This window comes from Clostridium sp. YIM B02551, assembly GCF_022324735.1.
GTDB lineage: Bacteria > Bacillota > Clostridia > Clostridiales > Clostridiaceae > Clostridium_T > Clostridium_T paridis.
Genome location: NZ_JAKGTF010000018.1, coordinates 38,008 through 53,173, shown reverse-complemented (window position 1 = coordinate 53,173; position 15,166 = coordinate 38,008). Strand labels below are relative to the sequence as shown.

At 28.7% G+C, this 15,166-nt stretch carries 13 protein-coding genes; 5 read left to right on the top strand and 8 right to left on the bottom strand.

Translation table 11 applies throughout. The features are described from left to right. Nucleotides 1-57: 57 nt before the first annotated feature. Nucleotides 58-249 carry a hypothetical protein gene (locus tag L1S47_RS18415; RefSeq protein WP_202766127.1) on the top strand — a complete coding sequence of 64 codons (192 nt, stop codon included), beginning with the start codon at nt 58-60 and terminating at the stop codon, nt 247-249. Nucleotides 250-331: 82 nt separating this feature from the next. Here L1S47_RS18415 and L1S47_RS18410 read toward each other — a convergent pair whose 3' ends face one another. Further along, a complete protein-coding gene (locus L1S47_RS18410; protein ID WP_238885973.1) occupies nt 332-1,561 on the bottom strand; it encodes a PucR family transcriptional regulator in 1,230 nt (409 codons plus the stop codon). 304 nt (nt 1,562-1,865) lie between these two features. On the opposite strand from L1S47_RS18410, the gene gatC reads away from it, so the two are divergent. From gatC to deoC, 4 genes are all read left to right on the top strand, one after another. Beyond that, nucleotides 1,866-2,153, top strand: a complete 288-nt coding sequence (gatC, locus tag L1S47_RS18405; RefSeq protein ID WP_238885966.1) for an Asp-tRNA(Asn)/Glu-tRNA(Gln) amidotransferase subunit GatC — start codon at nt 1,866-1,868, stop codon at nt 2,151-2,153. Nucleotides 2,154-2,165: 12 nt separating this feature from the next. Next, nucleotides 2,166-3,626 (top strand): Asp-tRNA(Asn)/Glu-tRNA(Gln) amidotransferase subunit GatA, encoded by a 1,461-nt coding sequence (gene gatA / locus L1S47_RS18400; RefSeq protein ID WP_373689123.1) that lies wholly within the window; start codon nt 2,166-2,168, stop codon nt 3,624-3,626. A 25-nt stretch (nt 3,627-3,651) separates the two neighbouring features. Then, nucleotides 3,652-5,106, top strand: coding sequence for an Asp-tRNA(Asn)/Glu-tRNA(Gln) amidotransferase subunit GatB (gene gatB, locus L1S47_RS18395; protein ID WP_238885964.1), 1,455 nt, complete (start codon nt 3,652-3,654; stop codon nt 5,104-5,106). 142 nt (nt 5,107-5,248) lie between these two features. Beyond that, nucleotides 5,249-5,938 carry a deoxyribose-phosphate aldolase gene (gene deoC / locus L1S47_RS18390; protein ID WP_373689122.1) on the top strand — a complete coding sequence of 230 codons (690 nt, stop codon included), beginning with the start codon at nt 5,249-5,251 and terminating at the stop codon, nt 5,936-5,938. An 88-nt stretch (nt 5,939-6,026) separates the two neighbouring features. Here deoC and L1S47_RS18385 read toward each other — a convergent pair whose 3' ends face one another. The 7 genes from L1S47_RS18385 to L1S47_RS18355 form a co-directional block, all read right to left on the bottom strand. Then, nucleotides 6,027-6,563, bottom strand: a complete 537-nt coding sequence (locus L1S47_RS18385) for a metal-dependent hydrolase (protein ID WP_238885961.1) — start codon at nt 6,561-6,563, stop codon at nt 6,027-6,029. A gap of 18 nt (nt 6,564-6,581) precedes the next feature. After that, entirely contained in the window at nt 6,582-7,883 is a 1,302-nt protein-coding gene (locus L1S47_RS18380; protein WP_238885959.1) for an MFS transporter, read from the bottom strand. Between the two features lie 500 nt (nt 7,884-8,383). Continuing rightward, nucleotides 8,384-10,096, bottom strand: a complete 1,713-nt coding sequence (locus L1S47_RS18375) for a methyl-accepting chemotaxis protein (protein ID WP_238885955.1) — start codon at nt 10,094-10,096, stop codon at nt 8,384-8,386. A 104-nt stretch (nt 10,097-10,200) separates the two neighbouring features. Continuing rightward, nucleotides 10,201-12,831 carry an EAL domain-containing protein gene (locus L1S47_RS18370; protein ID WP_238885953.1) on the bottom strand — a complete coding sequence of 877 codons (2,631 nt, stop codon included), beginning with the start codon at nt 12,829-12,831 and terminating at the stop codon, nt 10,201-10,203. Nucleotides 12,832-12,944: 113 nt separating this feature from the next. Beyond that, nucleotides 12,945-13,400, bottom strand: a complete 456-nt coding sequence (locus L1S47_RS18365) for a hypothetical protein (protein ID WP_238885951.1) — start codon at nt 13,398-13,400, stop codon at nt 12,945-12,947. Continuing rightward, the gene (locus tag L1S47_RS18360; protein ID WP_238885947.1) at nt 13,397-14,194 is read right to left on the bottom strand and encodes a RelA/SpoT domain-containing protein; all 798 of its coding nucleotides are present in this window, start codon (nt 14,192-14,194) and stop codon (nt 13,397-13,399) included. Before L1S47_RS18360 ends, L1S47_RS18365 begins: the two co-directional genes overlap by 4 nt. Next, nucleotides 14,184-15,062, bottom strand: coding sequence for a S66 peptidase family protein (locus L1S47_RS18355; protein ID WP_238886052.1), 879 nt, complete (start codon nt 15,060-15,062; stop codon nt 14,184-14,186). Before L1S47_RS18355 ends, L1S47_RS18360 begins: the two co-directional genes overlap by 11 nt. Nucleotides 15,063-15,166: the final 104 nt, after the last annotated feature.

The following is a 15,166-nucleotide window of genomic DNA, read 5'->3' as shown; positions in this document are numbered from 1 at the left end:
CTCGATGTTATAATAAACTCATAATAAGATATTAAATACTATTTAAGGAGGGCCTTTATGAAATACTGTACCCATTGTAATTCTGATAGAGTAATCGAGAGATTCAACATGAGCACAGGTGAAAAGACCTATAGTTGTACAAACTGCAAAGCTTCATTTAGCTCAACAGGAAAAAAGACAAAAACTGTTTATGAAATTCCAGATAAATTAGCTTTTGTAAAAAAATTAAAGTCTTATGGGATTATTTAATCAGTATAGTGATGTAACATTTTAGTAATAGAGAACAGGTATGCTATATAAACATACCTGTTCTTATATTTTATTGAATTTTTTATAATAAATTAGGCTCTACATATCCAATAAATTTTTTTATTTTATAAGCTAGTCTTAAAGTAAAACATTCATTAACATTCTCAAAATCACATGATAAAATTTCCTGAATCCTTGTAATCCTATATTTCAATGTGTTTCTGTGTATAAATAACTCCTCAGCTGTTTTACCTATATTACAATCTTCTGCTAAAAATATATCTAATGTGTGTACTAAGTCACTATTATTTTTTTTGTCATACTCTATTAAATCTTTGAGCACTCCATTATATATACTCATTAATTCCTCATTATCTCTGGCTCTAAAGAATATTCTATATATCCCTAGTTCCTTATAACTTCTTAAATCATTACTTCTTTCGCATGCTTTTAATATTTTAAGTGCCTTTTGTGCTTCCCCTACACTTCTTTTGAAATACTTTAAGTCATTACAAGGTTCACCTATACCTATACTTACTGTTAATCCATTCAGTTTTTTACAAACAGTATCTTTTATTTCACTATTAATTTTATTTATCTCAATATCCCATTGATCTTCATTACTTATTGGCAAGAAATAAATTAAATTAGTTCCTTGTAAAATATAAAATATACTCTTCTTATACTTATTAGAGATACATCTAACTATATTTAATATTGCTGCACCAATATCTAAATTTTTACTCTCTACAATAGATTTGTTACTTAACAAATCTTCAAGTAAATTGTCAACTTGAATTGTTGATGCAACATATTTACTTTGTGGATTATATCCATAGTATACGGCTCTCTCATAAAATTCTTCATTAAATTCTTGATAAATAAGTTCACGCATCAAATCATTCATTGATTTATCTTTAATATAATTATCAAACAATATTCTGCTCATGCTGTATGTTATATCAATTGCTCTAATTTCATATGGGATTTCTAAAATCGGAATCGCACATTTATTTGATAATACTTTAACTGAATTTGGAATTTCCTTTATATATGGGCCCATTACTAGAACTAATCCAGCAGCACTTTTTTTATACAGCTCTTCTACTATTCTAAGCAAATCTTTTTCATGGTTTTCAAGTCCTATTCCTGTTGTAAATATTAGTTCTCCAGAATTAATCCAATTAAATGCATCTGGTAGCTCAACTACATGGCTCCATTCAATAAATTTATCTAATCCTTTTTCTCCAGATACAACTTTAGCCTTTTTCATTTGTGGCAAACTTAGTAAATCATCATAAGTAATATACATTCTGGTTTCCCCCCAAAAATTTCTTGATTATTGATTAATTTATACTATTTTTTTATAAATAAAAAAATGGCGTCCAAAAAAAATTGGACGCCATTATCCTAAGCAAATTAGTTTTTTATTATCTTAATTTTAAACTTATTTCAATCCAATGTAAAGTTTAATAATGACTTTGCTAAAACTTTTTTAATTAGTATTGATTTTCCAATAATGTGCTAATATATTAATATTAACATTATCAAGTATTAATAAGTTATTAGTTGAACTTAAAACCCTGTCCTACAGACTTAAATAGGAGGATTTAATAATGAAAATTACTGCACAGACAGTCAATTATATTTCAAGATTAGCTATGCTTAAATTTTCCGAGGAAGAGGAAATAAAAATGTCCAAGGAGCTTGAAAGTATATTAACTCATTTTGAAACTATTGATAAATTAGATTTATGTGATATAAAATTAGATACTTTTTCTAAAAACTTAAAACCAGTGCTTAGAAAAGATGAGGATATTTATTTTGAAGAAAAAGAAAAACTATTTGCTAATGTGAAATCTTTTAGAAACTCTGCAATTATTGTTCCTAAGATTATTGAATAGGTGGTTGAAAGTATGAATATCGAAGCAATGGAAGCAACTGAAATAATTAAAGGAATTAAAGAAAGACTTTTTTCTTGTGAAGAAGTTATTACTTCACTTTTTGAAAGAATTAAAGTTGTGGAACCGAAGGTTCATGCATATCTAAAGCTATGTGAAGAGGGAGCGATTGTTCAAGCAAGAACTATTGATGAAAAAATTAGAACTGGCATCCCTACTGGAAAACTTGTAGGTGTCCCGATTGCAATAAAAGATAATATCTGTACAGATGGAATAACTACTACTTGCGCATCGAGAATGCTAGAAGATTTTGTCCCACCTTATGACGCTACCATAGTCAAAAGACTATTAGAAGAAGATGCAATACTAATCGGTAAAACAAATATGGACGAATTTGCTATGGGTTCTTCTACTGAAAATTCTGCTTTTGAAGTAACTAAAAATCCTTGGAATCTTTTGAGAGTCCCTGGAGGTTCTTCTGGTGGTTCTGCTGCAGCTGTTGCTGCTGGTTTAGCTACTCTCTCAATTGGTTCAGATACAGGTGGTTCTATTAGGCAGCCTGCTTCATTTTGCGGTGTAGTTGGATTTAAACCTACTTACGGATTAGTTTCTAGATATGGACTCATTGCCTTTAGCTCTTCCCTTGATCAAATAGGGCCATTAACAAAATCAGTTAAAGATGCTGCATTAACTTTAGAAGTAATTCAAGGAGATGATCCATTAGACTCCACTACTTGTAAGGAGAAAATACAAAAAGACTATTTGTCTTCAATCGGATCTGGTATTAAAGAAATGAAAATAGGAATTCCTAGGGAGTTCTTCAGAAATGGACTTGATAAAGAAATAAAGGATTCAATTTTTAATGCAATTGAGAAACTAAATAATTTAGGCACAGTAATTGAAGAGATTTCATTACCTATTACTGAAGAAGGCTTGTCAGCATATTATGTTATTTCTTCAGCTGAAGCAAGCTCAAACCTTGCTAGATTTGATGGCATTAGATATGGTTATAGACCAAAAGAATTTACTAACACTCACGATTTAATTGAGAGAAGTAGAACTGAGGCTTTTGGTCCAGAAGTAAAAAGAAGAATAATGCTTGGGACATATGCACTTTCTTCTGGTTATTATGAAACTTATTACAAAAGAGCTCAACAACTTAAAATAAAAATTGAAGAAGAGTTTAAGAAAGTTTTTGAGAACTATGATGTTATTCTAAGCCCTGTATCTCCAACTTTGGCATTTAAGCTCGGTGATAAGATTCAAGATCCATTATCAATGTATTTAAGTGATATATATAATATTAACATCAATATTGCTGGTTTACCTGCAATCTCAATCCCTTCAGGAATAAGTAATGATGGACTACCAATTGGTATGCAAATAATTGGTCCTCATTATAGTGAGGAAAAAATATTTAAGATAGCTTATGCTTTAGAGCAAGAATTAAAAATTTCTACTCTTGCACCAATTTAGGTTACGAAGAAAGGAAGAATCATTTATGAGTTTAGAAACAATCATCGGCCTTGAAATACATGCTGAATTAAAAACCAAATCTAAAATCTTCTGTTCTTGCTCTACTGAGTTTGGTGCAGAACCCAACCATAATACTTGCCCTATATGTCTTGGTATTCCGGGCACTCTTCCTGTTCTTAATGAAGAAGTAATAAAATTAGCAATTAAAGCTGGAATCTCATTAAACTGTGAAATTAATAAATTAAGTAAAATGGATAGAAAGAATTACTTCTACCCTGATTTGCCTAAAGCCTATCAAATATCACAATTTGATATTCCTATTTGCTCCGGTGGATATGTAGAAATAAACATAAATGGAAAAACTAAAAAAATAAATTTAAATAGAATTCATATTGAAGAAGATGCTGGAAAGCTAGTTCACTTAGAAGCTGACGGAGTCTCATTAATAGATTACAATCGCGTAGGTGTTCCTTTAATTGAAATAGTAACTGAGCCAGATCTTCGTTCTCCTGAAGAAGCTGTCATATTCTTAAGGGCACTTAGAAGTATACTTCAATATGGAGAAATATCTGACTGCAGAATGGAGCAAGGATCTATAAGATGTGATGCTAACATTTCCATAAGAAAATTTGGTGATACTTCATTAAATACAAAAGTAGAAATTAAAAATATTAACTCTTTTAAGGAGCTTCAAAAGGCTCTTGAAAAAGAAGAAAAACGTCAGAATTCATTATACTCTTTAGGTGAACAACTTGAGATAAAACAAGAAACTAGAAGGTGGGATAGTACTAGAGGTGAAACTATACCTATGAGAAGTAAGGAAGATGCTCATGATTATAGGTTTTTCCCAGAGCCTGATTTACTTCCTATAATAATTACTCAAGAACAAATTAATTCAATTAAATGCTCCATACCTGAAATGCCTAGAGAAAAGAAAATAAGATTTATTAGTGAGTATGGCTTAACAGAAAGAGAAATTGATATAATTCTAGACAACAAAGAGTTAGCTTCTTTTTATGAGGAAACTGTTGCTCTTGGCACTAATTCAAAAACTGCTGCTAATTGGATTCTTGGCGATATGTTAAGATTATTAAAAGAAGTAGATGATGAAGCAGATTTATTTACTTCAATAAAAGTTACTCCTAAAGCTCTATATGATTTAATTAAGCTTATAGAAGATGGCAAGATAAGTTCTACTACTGGAAAAGATGTATTAGATGAAATATTTAAAACTGGTATGTCTGCAACTGAAATAGTTAATTCTAAAGGCTTATTTCAAATTAGTAATACTTATGAATTAGAACAGATAATTGCTGAAGTTCTAGATGACAATCCCCAATCGATATCAGACTTTACTTCTGGTAAAACTCAGGCTGCTGGTTTTTTGATGGGGCAAGTAATGAAACTTTCTAAAGGGAAAGCAAACCCAAAACTAGCGAAAGAAATGCTTTATATAAAATTAAAAGAAAGATGTAAATAGCATCATATTTGCAGAAGCCTACTATATATTATGGCTTCTGTTTTTTTACCTAATAAAAATTATGTGTCTACTTTATAAATCTTTATATATTTTATGTGGTAAAATATATATATAACTTTAGCAATTATAGGAGGTATTTTAATTGAATGTAAACTTGTCAGTAAACGATTTAGCTAATATGATTGATCAAACTCTTTTAAAACCTTACGTAACTAATAATGATTTTAAAAAACTTTGTGAGGACAGTAAAAAATACAACTTTAAAATGGTAGCCATAAATCCTTCTGCTACAGAGTTATGTTGCATATACTTAGAAAACTCAACTGTACATGTAGGTGCTGCTATTGGATTTCCTCTAGGACAAACTACCCTTGAATGCAAAATCTTCGAAACTAAGGATGCTATAAAAAAAGGCGCCGATGAAATAGATTATGTTATAAATATTGTTGAACTTAAGAATGGAAATTATGACTATATAACTACTGAAATGGAAAATATCGTTTCAATTTGCAGAGAAAATAATGTAATATCAAAAGTTATTTTTGAAAATTGTTATCTTACAAAAGATGAAATAATAAAACTTTGTGAAATAGCTCTAAAAGTAAAACCTGATTTTATTAAGACTTCTACAGGCTTTGGTACTTCTGGAGCTACATTAGAAGATGTAAAACTTATGAAATCTATAGTTAAGGATAATGTTAAAGTAAAAGCTGCTGGAGGTATCAGAAATCTAGAAACAGCATTACAGTTTATAGAAGCTGGAGCTGAAAGATTAGGAACCAGTGCTGGAATCGAAATTATAGAGGAATTTAAAACTAAATTTAATGTATAAATATCTTGAAGCTGTAAGTATAACCTTACTATTCTTACAGCCTCTTAGTAAATTATAATAGAACTTGTTTATTCTTGGACCCTTATCACTATAACTCACCCTTTAAGATAAATTCCTTAATTTTTTTTCTCTTAATTACACGTATAAAATAATATCCTATAATACAAAAACCTATCAATTCAGGTATAAAGTAACTTGGATCAGTTATTAATCTAATGAAATCACTTTTTAACCAATCTCCTTCTGCCCTTATTGGAAACTTAAATCCAAAATAAGGCCAAAACAATATTGATGGAAATAACCACATGCTATCCAGTATTAAATGTATACTACTACTTATTCCTAACAGCAATATTCTATTTTTATTACTTTTATACAACTTATAACATCCAATAAGTAATAAGCTAATTGAAAAAATTAAAGTATGCGCAAATATTCGACTATTATGAAATATTCCTCTAAATATACCTGCTCCAATTGGTTTATCTATAATATCTGGTAGTATAGACCCAATTAAAATTACTCTATAATCCAATTTTGTTTTAATATCATATTTTTCACTTGAAACTTTTTCATAAATCTTCATTGCTCCAGTTGTTATTCCTAAATGTCCAAAGAAAATCATATATTTCTCCCCTTTACTTTACGAAACATTCATGCAACTCATTTCTTTCTCTTCTATACTTACTTCTTTATCTTTAATAAAAGTCATAATTATACCTAGTATTGAAATGACTAAAAAAATAAAAAATGCTATTTTATATTCTACTAGCCCATAAATCTTTACACCATTACTTATTTCACCACTCCAATTAAAGTCTAAAAAATAACCTATTAAAATACTAATTATTGAGCTTCCAACAAATTCCCCTGAATTAACAACACTTGTAGCTATTCCTATATATAAACTATCAACTTTTTCCTTAATATCTGTAAAGCACAGAATATGAGCCATTGCAAACATCCCCATTGTAAAGAACAAATATGGAACTACTTTTATTGGAGGTTTTCCGCCTTCAATTATTAATATATATATCCAAATACTTGTGTTAACAATTAAACTTATTCTTGGGAATGTTCTAATAGGATTAGATAGAAACCTATCTACATTTCCCACTAAAATTGACCCTCCAACTAATCCATAAATTATAAATGATATGTAAAAGGCTGATGTAGTCTTATCTACTCCATAAATTGATGTAAAATATGAAACTCCCCATAATCCTGTTAATGCTGTTGTGCAGCCTACTAACGAAAATAAAATAAAAAAATTTCTCCAAGTTGCCCTATTACTAACAACTCTTTTTAATGCAAGTCCTAATTTAATTTTTTGAACTTTAGTTTCATCTCCTACAGCGCTAAACCCAACATCCATTGGAGATGAATATACATATTTATAAACCATAAATCCAATAAAAAAACAAGCTAATCCCATTATATAAAAGGATTTCCTCCAACCTAGCGCTATAGCCATAGCAGCTAATGGAAATGTTGCTATTACTCCTCCTAAATTGCCTATAAAAGATAGTTTTGATGATGCTTTAGAAAATTGTTCCTTACTAAACCAAATAGATTGAGCTTTTAACACTGAAATAAATATTACTGAAGTTCCTATACCAACTAAAAGCCTTCCTCCATACGCCATCCAAATATTTTCCGAAAATCCTAGTAAAATTGAACCTATGCCAGTGAAAACTACTCCAAAAATACTTACTTTTTTATATCCGTAAACATCTAGTAATATTCCTGCAGGTATTTGCATAATAGCATAGCTATAAAAAGTTATTGAAGCTAAGTTTCCTAACTGAATAGCTGATAAATTTAATGTCCTTGCTATATCATCTGACACTACTCCTAACGCACTTCTATGAAATAATGACATAACAAAAGTTAGTGAAAGAATTATCCATATTCTCCACTTATAAAAATCATATGATCTTTTCATTTTAGTCCCCCTAAAAAATGTTCTGTAATAATTATGCTTTATGTTTCATCTGTTGTACAGTTATAATTTTATTTTATTGAAATACTTTCCATAGTATACTTCAGCTTATTTGGGGTAACATAATATCAGAGAACAGATTAGATAAGCCACCTTACAATTCTTATTATGATTTGTAAGAAGTTATGGATTTTATAGAGTTAGGAAAAGTGTTATAGTGGTTGAAGTCTTTCTATCACTATGATATTCCAACTTATTCTATAGAGTCTAGCTCACATCATATTCGGTGTTGTAGTGATTTTACTAAGCCATAAGGTTTTTTAAAGTTATGTAAATATCTTATATGGTGGAACGAAGCATTATTACAGGTAGTGATTTGTTTATATTTAGTCTATAGATTAAATATAGATAATAAGTTATTTATAATAGTGTTAGTTATCTAATCTGTTCTTTTTAGTTAAAAAGAACTATATCAAAAATTTGATATAGTTCTTTGTTACATCTTATATTTTAAAATCACTAACTAATGCACTTAGAACTTCTGCAATTTCAGCTTGATGTTGAGCTGCAATAGAAACTTGTTCTATTGCTTTTGAAGTTTCATCAATACCTGTTAAAATATCTTCTGATCTATTTGTTGTATTTTGCATGTTTTCTGCCATGCTTTGTACAACCCTTGCTATTTCATCAGTTGATGCATTTAATTGTTGAGACATTGACGCAATATTTTGTGAAAGATTACTTACATATGTAGCATCTTTACCATATAACTCTCCTGTTTCAACAAGAAGATTATAGTCTTCTTTAACTTTATTATCTATAAATCCAAGAACATCTCTTGAATTTGCAGATAAATTATCAAAGGCTCCTTGAACATTCTTAATAACTCTTTGAATATTTTCTACATAACCTGCTGATTCTTCTGCTAGCTTTCTTACTTCTTCCGCAACAACAGCAAATCCTTTTCCTTGTTCTCCTGCTCTAGCTGCCTCAATTGCCGCATTTAAAGCTAAAAGATTAGTTTGTTCAGCTATTGATGCTATAGAATTAGCAATTACTGATATTTCACTAACAACTTTTCCATCCTCAATAGATTTAATGATATTTTTTTCTTTTTCTTCATATAGATTATCTGCAACTTTAACGGAAGTTACTCCTCTTTCTTTAATGTTTTCAGATCTATCTTTTATTTCTACTGATTGTTCACTTGCATCAGTTGAATTATTCGATAATTGTGTTATCCCTATATTTACTTCTTCCACTGTCGCTGATAATTCTTCTGTTACTGCATTTATATCCTGAATGTTTTGAACTATGTTACTTGTATTTTCTTCGATATTTACAAATGTACTTGACATCTCTTCAAGAGTTGCTGATAATTCTTCACTTGATGCTGAAACTTCTTGTGTTTGTTCTGATATCTTCTTTATTATAAACTTGATTCTTTCTCTTGCTTCATTTAAAGCTCCAATTAATTTACCAAATTCATCTTTCGAATCTATTTCTAATGAATATGTTAAATCTCCTTCTGATAGAGCTTTAGCAAAATTCAAACCTTGTCTTATTACCTTTATTATGTAAATTGATAATATTGTTGCAAGTGCTAGAGATATTATAAAGCCAGCCCCTATTATAAGGTACATTTTTATTATTACTCCACTTTTAGTTGAAGCATTTGAGGATTCTTGTACTTTTGCATCATTTTGATTTTTAGTAATTATCTTTTCTAAATTATCTGAAAGCTGCTTCCTTATATCACTTACATCTTCTAATCTACTAGTCGCTGTATCATAATCTCCTTCTTTTGTTAAATTCAATACTTGCTCCCTAGCATTGGCATATTTTAAGTAATCTTGATTTATTGATTTCCAAACTTCTTTATCTTCATTTTTTAACAATTCTTTACCGTAAAGATCCATAGATTTTCTAAGATTTTTATCTAAGTCACCAATCGCTTTTGTTGCTTCTTCAGTTTGTGCTGCATCCTTATAAACAATTATATTTTGAAGATAAACATTAATACCTGTTACATCTTCTTTAATTGAATGAATAGTATCTACACTTCTTAAATTCACATTGTACATATTATCTGCATTATTAGATATAGTACTAACCCCATAATTACCTATAATCCCTACTGCTAACATCATTAAAACTATAACAACAAATGTAATTATTAGTTTTAATCTAATTGACAAATTCTTGATAACTTTCACTTCTCTTACCTCCTAAGTACCCCAATTAAGAAAACTTAAACTTAAGCTTTTCTTTTTCTAAATCTATAGTATAATTCAATAAATCTAATTATAACATATATTATCTATTTTTTATTAATTTCTTTAAATTTTATCACTTTTTCTATCATTTCCTCAGGCATAGGCTTTCCTAAATAGTATCCTTGAAAATTATCACATTCTGCCTTTTCTAAATATTTAAGCTGATATTCATCTTCTACGCCCTCTGCAATTGTTTCTATATTAAGCTTGTGAACTAGAGAAATTATTGAATCAGTAAGTATTACTTCTTTATTGTTTTCATCAATCTCATCTACAAAAGATTTATCTATTTTTAAAATACTAATAGGTAACTTTTTCAAGTAGCTTAGTGATGAATACCCTGTTCCAAAATCATCAAGTGCTATTCTTATTCCATAATTCCTTAGTCTCTTTAATGTTTCAATACTATTGTCAAAGTTATCAATAAATACGCTTTCTGTAATTTCTAGTTCTATATTTTCTGGTTTTATTTTAAGTCTATCAATTACACCTAAAACTAAATTAACAAAATTCTTCTGTCTTAGCTGAATAGGAGAGATATTTACACTCATTATTACTTCTATTCCATACTTGTTTTTTATCTTTTTATACATTTCAGCTGCAGTATTCAGTACCCATTCACCTAGTTGAACAATTAATCCAGTTTCCTCAGCAATTGGTATAAATTCTAATGGACTTAAAAACCCAACCACGGGATTGTTCCACCTTATTAATGCTTCAAATCCTCTTAATTTTCTTGTTTTTGCTTGATATTGTGGTTGATAGTATAAAAGAAATTCTTTCTTCTTTAATCCATTTCTTATCATACCTTCAATACTTATTTTCTTAATTAATTCCTCTTTCATATTTACATTGAAAATCTGATAGGTATTCTTACCTAATTCCTTAGCTCTATACATAGCAGTTTCAGAATTTTTCATTAAGTCTTCAGCAGTTTGTCCATCATCTGGATAAACTGAGATTCCGATACTCGCACTTAAGTTAATGAAATTCTCATTAATATTAAAATCATCAATAAATAGTTTATTTATATTTTCCACTGTCTCAATAATATCAGTAACCTTATTAATATTTTCAAAAAGAATTGAAAATTCATCTCCTCCAAGTCTAGCAATTAAATTCTTCTCATTTACACATTCGCTTAATCTTTGAGTTGTAAGTAATAGTAATTCATCGCCAACTGAGTGACCTAAAGCATCATTAACTTTTTTAAAATTATCAACATCTAAGAATAATACTGCAACTTTAGTGTTATTTACATTTGAATCTGAAATTGCCTCTTTTAATTTGTCTAAGAAAAGATTTCTATTAGGTAAATTGGTTAAATTGTCGTGATATGCCATATGAGAAATTGTTAACTCATGTTCTTTTAGTGTAGTTATATCATGATTTGTTCCCGTAACCCCTATAACATTTCCTTTACCATCAAATATTGGGCATAACGTAACATTAAAGTACCGTGTTCTACCATCTTGAGCTATAAATTTCCTTTCTGTGATTATTGTTTCCTTCGAACTTATAACTTTTTGAATAACTATGTCCCACTTCTTTGAGTTCTCTTGTTTATTTACTATTTCAGCCATAGTTTTTCCAACAATATCTTTTGAATCGTGTTTCATTATCTCACAAAACTTCTTATTTACAGTGGTAAAAACCCCATTTATATCACAACTATATATCATGTCTTGAGATGAATTAACTAAAGTTTTATATCTTTCTTCACTTAATTCTAACATTTCATTACTATCCTGAATTTCTTGTAATTGTCTAGTTAATTCTTCTTCTGATGCTGCAATTTGTTCGTAAAGTGCTTCTAATTCTTGATTTTTATTGCTTAATCCAATCTCATAATTTACCTTATCAGTAATATCATTAATTACACCAATAACTCGTATTGAATTTTCATTAATGTCTTTTTCAACATCTGCAATTGAATGAATATATCTAAGTTCATTGGTATCTTCCCTTATTATTCTATATTCAATATCATACTTTCCTTTTCCACAAATCAAATCTTCAAAAGCTTTAATTTTTCTCTCTTTATCATCCTGGTGAACATAGAAATTTAAATCTTCAAATTTTAATATATCCCGGTTTTCTTTTAGCCCATATAATTTGAAAGCTTCTTCTGATGCATTCAGATTTCCTGTTATTAAATCCAGTTCCCAGCTACCTAGATTTCCTATTTCTTGTGCTCTTTTTTGTCTTTTTTCTTTTTCTAAAGCCATAGAAATTTTAAGTTCAAGTTCTTCAACTTGCTTATTTAATATTGAATTCTTTTTTTCTAATTCTAATTGTCTTTCCTTTATAGCCGTTACATCTATAAATATTAAAACAAAATATCCATTCTCTATTGAGTATGTATTTATTAGGTACCACCTATTAGTAACTTGACTATATCGTTCTATAATATTACATTTCCCGCAAATAGAAACATCATTATAAAATTCAAGCCAATGAGCCTTTTCCTTGCTGCTATTTTTCATTTCTTCTTTTATACGCTTTCCTATTATCTCTTCACGTCTCATTTCTGCAGCACTTTCAAATGCCTTATTAACTTCAACAATTTCATAATCTATAGCATTACCTAGTTCATCTGTTATTATTTTATTATACGAAAAAGCATTTATCATATTTTCAATTACAGCTCTAATGAATTGCACTGAATATAACATCAAATATACCTACTTTCTGGAATAAAGTTTTGATATAAACCTTCTCTTTTATTTTCGAATTAAACACTTTTATTACATAACAACTTTATCGTATATTTTAGTTTTTTCTTAATTTAATTAAATATAATATTATTTGCCTTACACCAGTCTTTTGCTAAACTTATGAAAAAATTATCCTTATATTCATACCATGCTTCGCCATCAAAAATTTCACTATAATTTTCTCTTATATATCTAATATCTTTCCCTCTAGACAGGTCGGCCTCAATTTTTTCCCTTACACTTTCATCAATTTCTTTTATGAATAATTTTAATATTGTAGTATCATCGAACTCTAATTTATCAGGTAATTTTATATAACTTTCTTTATTTTCAACTATATCATAGGCCCATTTTACTGCTTCTTGCTGCCACTCAGGATAATTATCTATCTCCACTCCAGTTTTAGCTGCTAAATATTCTCTTTGTGATATGGATAAAACTATTTCACTTTTCTTATGATAATACGCCCCTGCTCCCTCATCCATAAAATCCATTGCATATATAATTTCTTCTAAATCTACTCTCATTTTTTCTCCTTTAATCTTTTTATTTCTTCGTCTTTTTCAGTTATTGCTTGGGCATACTTTTGCTCTATTTCACCCAAGTCTTTGCTTAATAAATTAATTAATGATGCCATTTCATCAGCACTTCCAGCAATTCTATTGAATAGTAATAAATTTGATTCAAGTATACTTGGTATTTCTTTATGAGAATACCTAAGTTGATGATCTATCTCCCCATACCCTTCTTCAAATATAGTTCTAACTTGAATTTCTGCTATAACCTTTTGATTAGTAGGATAAAATTCTATGAGATAATGGACTGATCTATATCCAGATTGTCTAGACTTAATTTCAATTCCTAGTTCTTCAAATCTCTTAGTGTCATCTCCTGCTCTTACATTTGCAGTAATTTCTATTACCTTCCAAGTAGCTTGTATAAATTCATGTATACTTTCCCAATCCTGTTTAAATATATGTATTGCTCTTATGCCGATTAAATCATTTATTTCATTTTTATAATTTTCTGTTGTAAACTTAAAACCTTCCCCATACTTTTCCTTCCTATCTGATGTCTTTCTAATGATTTTTTCTATCAATCTTTCAGGTTCCTTAACTCTTGATTTAACTGAGTGAATTTGATTATGAGTTCTTAATATATTTGATATAAAATCTGCTTGAGATTCATAGTTATCTTTAAAATTCATGTAATCATCATATATATTATTTAATTCTACTAAATCAACATAATTATTCTCAATTTCATCCTTTGCATAAGGATACTTTTTTATAAATTTCTCTAAGTTAAATTTATTTTTCATAAAATGTCTCCTTAAATAAATTAATACTCTTACCTATTGAAATAGCCTTACTATTTTGTCTATGCCCTAAATAAGCTGTCTTAATAATAGGGATCTTTTTATCTTCTATAATATTTAAAAGTATTTCTTCAACCTTTGGATAATAATTTCTATCCTCCATTTCCGAAAAAGAGCCTAAAATAATACCACTTATCTTCTCAAAAGCTCCTATTTGCTTGTATTGAGTTAAATATGTAGTTATCTTCTTAGCATCTCCACCTAAACTTTCTAAAAAAAGAACTTTATTATCAAAGCTCGGCATATATTTTGTTCCTGATAGCTTTAAAAAGCATCTTAAATTTCCTCCAATTACTTCACCCTGAAGTTTATCCCCTTGAATCCAGTTATATTTAAAATTTATCAAATCATTATTTCCTTGGAAAAATGTTCTCATAAATTCTTTCTGTTGTTGTTCTTTATATTCTCCTACTAAGTTTCTAATTTGATAATAATAGGTTTCAATCTTTGCCTTAGTGTTTAGTGGATTTATAATGACCGTTAAATCACTATATCCACAGAATATTTTGGGATTATCTTTTATCAAATTAAAATCTAATAAATCTAATACTCCATTAGCTAAATCTCCACCAGAAATATCAAATATTACTTTAACTCTTTTATCCATAAATAGATTCATAAGCCCTTGTGCTTTCTCTCTTGGTTCTTCATAACAACACTCTTCTTCATATATGTTGTTGCCATACTTAATCTTTAAACCTAAACAATTAATAAACTCCTCTAGTTCATGAATTTTTTCTCTATTCCTCAATTGTAATTTATTAGAGCATGCTACTATTCCTATGAAATCTCCAGCTTTTAAACTTTTCATCATATAAATTCCACCATCCAATAAATATCTTCCTTAATTATATCCTTAATTGGCTAAAACTAATATCCATGCAAAAGCAAAAGGATATTATTAGTTTACTTAAT

Coding starts and splice junctions, on each gene's coding strand:
- L1S47_RS18415 (WP_202766127.1), top strand. CDS start 58: ATGAAATACTGTACCCATTGTAATTCTGATAGAGTAATCGAGAGATTC.
- L1S47_RS18410 (WP_238885973.1), bottom strand. CDS start 1,561: ATGTATATTACTTATGATGATTTACTAAGTTTGCCACAAATGAAAAAG.
- gatC (WP_238885966.1), top strand. CDS start 1,866: ATGAAAATTACTGCACAGACAGTCAATTATATTTCAAGATTAGCTATG.
- gatA (WP_373689123.1), top strand. CDS start 2,166: ATGAATATCGAAGCAATGGAAGCAACTGAAATAATTAAAGGAATTAAA.
- gatB (WP_238885964.1), top strand. CDS start 3,652: ATGAGTTTAGAAACAATCATCGGCCTTGAAATACATGCTGAATTAAAA.
- L1S47_RS18385 (WP_238885961.1), bottom strand. CDS start 6,563: ATGATTTTCTTTGGACATTTAGGAATAACAACTGGAGCAATGAAGATT.
- L1S47_RS18380 (WP_238885959.1), bottom strand. CDS start 7,883: ATGAAAAGATCATATGATTTTTATAAGTGGAGAATATGGATAATTCTT.
- L1S47_RS18370 (WP_238885953.1), bottom strand. CDS start 12,831: ATGTTATATTCAGTGCAATTCATTAGAGCTGTAATTGAAAATATGATA.
- L1S47_RS18365 (WP_238885951.1), bottom strand. CDS start 13,400: ATGAGAGTAGATTTAGAAGAAATTATATATGCAATGGATTTTATGGAT.
- L1S47_RS18360 (WP_238885947.1), bottom strand. CDS start 14,194: ATGAAAAATAAATTTAACTTAGAGAAATTTATAAAAAAGTATCCTTAT.
- L1S47_RS18355 (WP_238886052.1), bottom strand. CDS start 15,062: ATGAAAAGTTTAAAAGCTGGAGATTTCATAGGAATAGTAGCATGCTCT.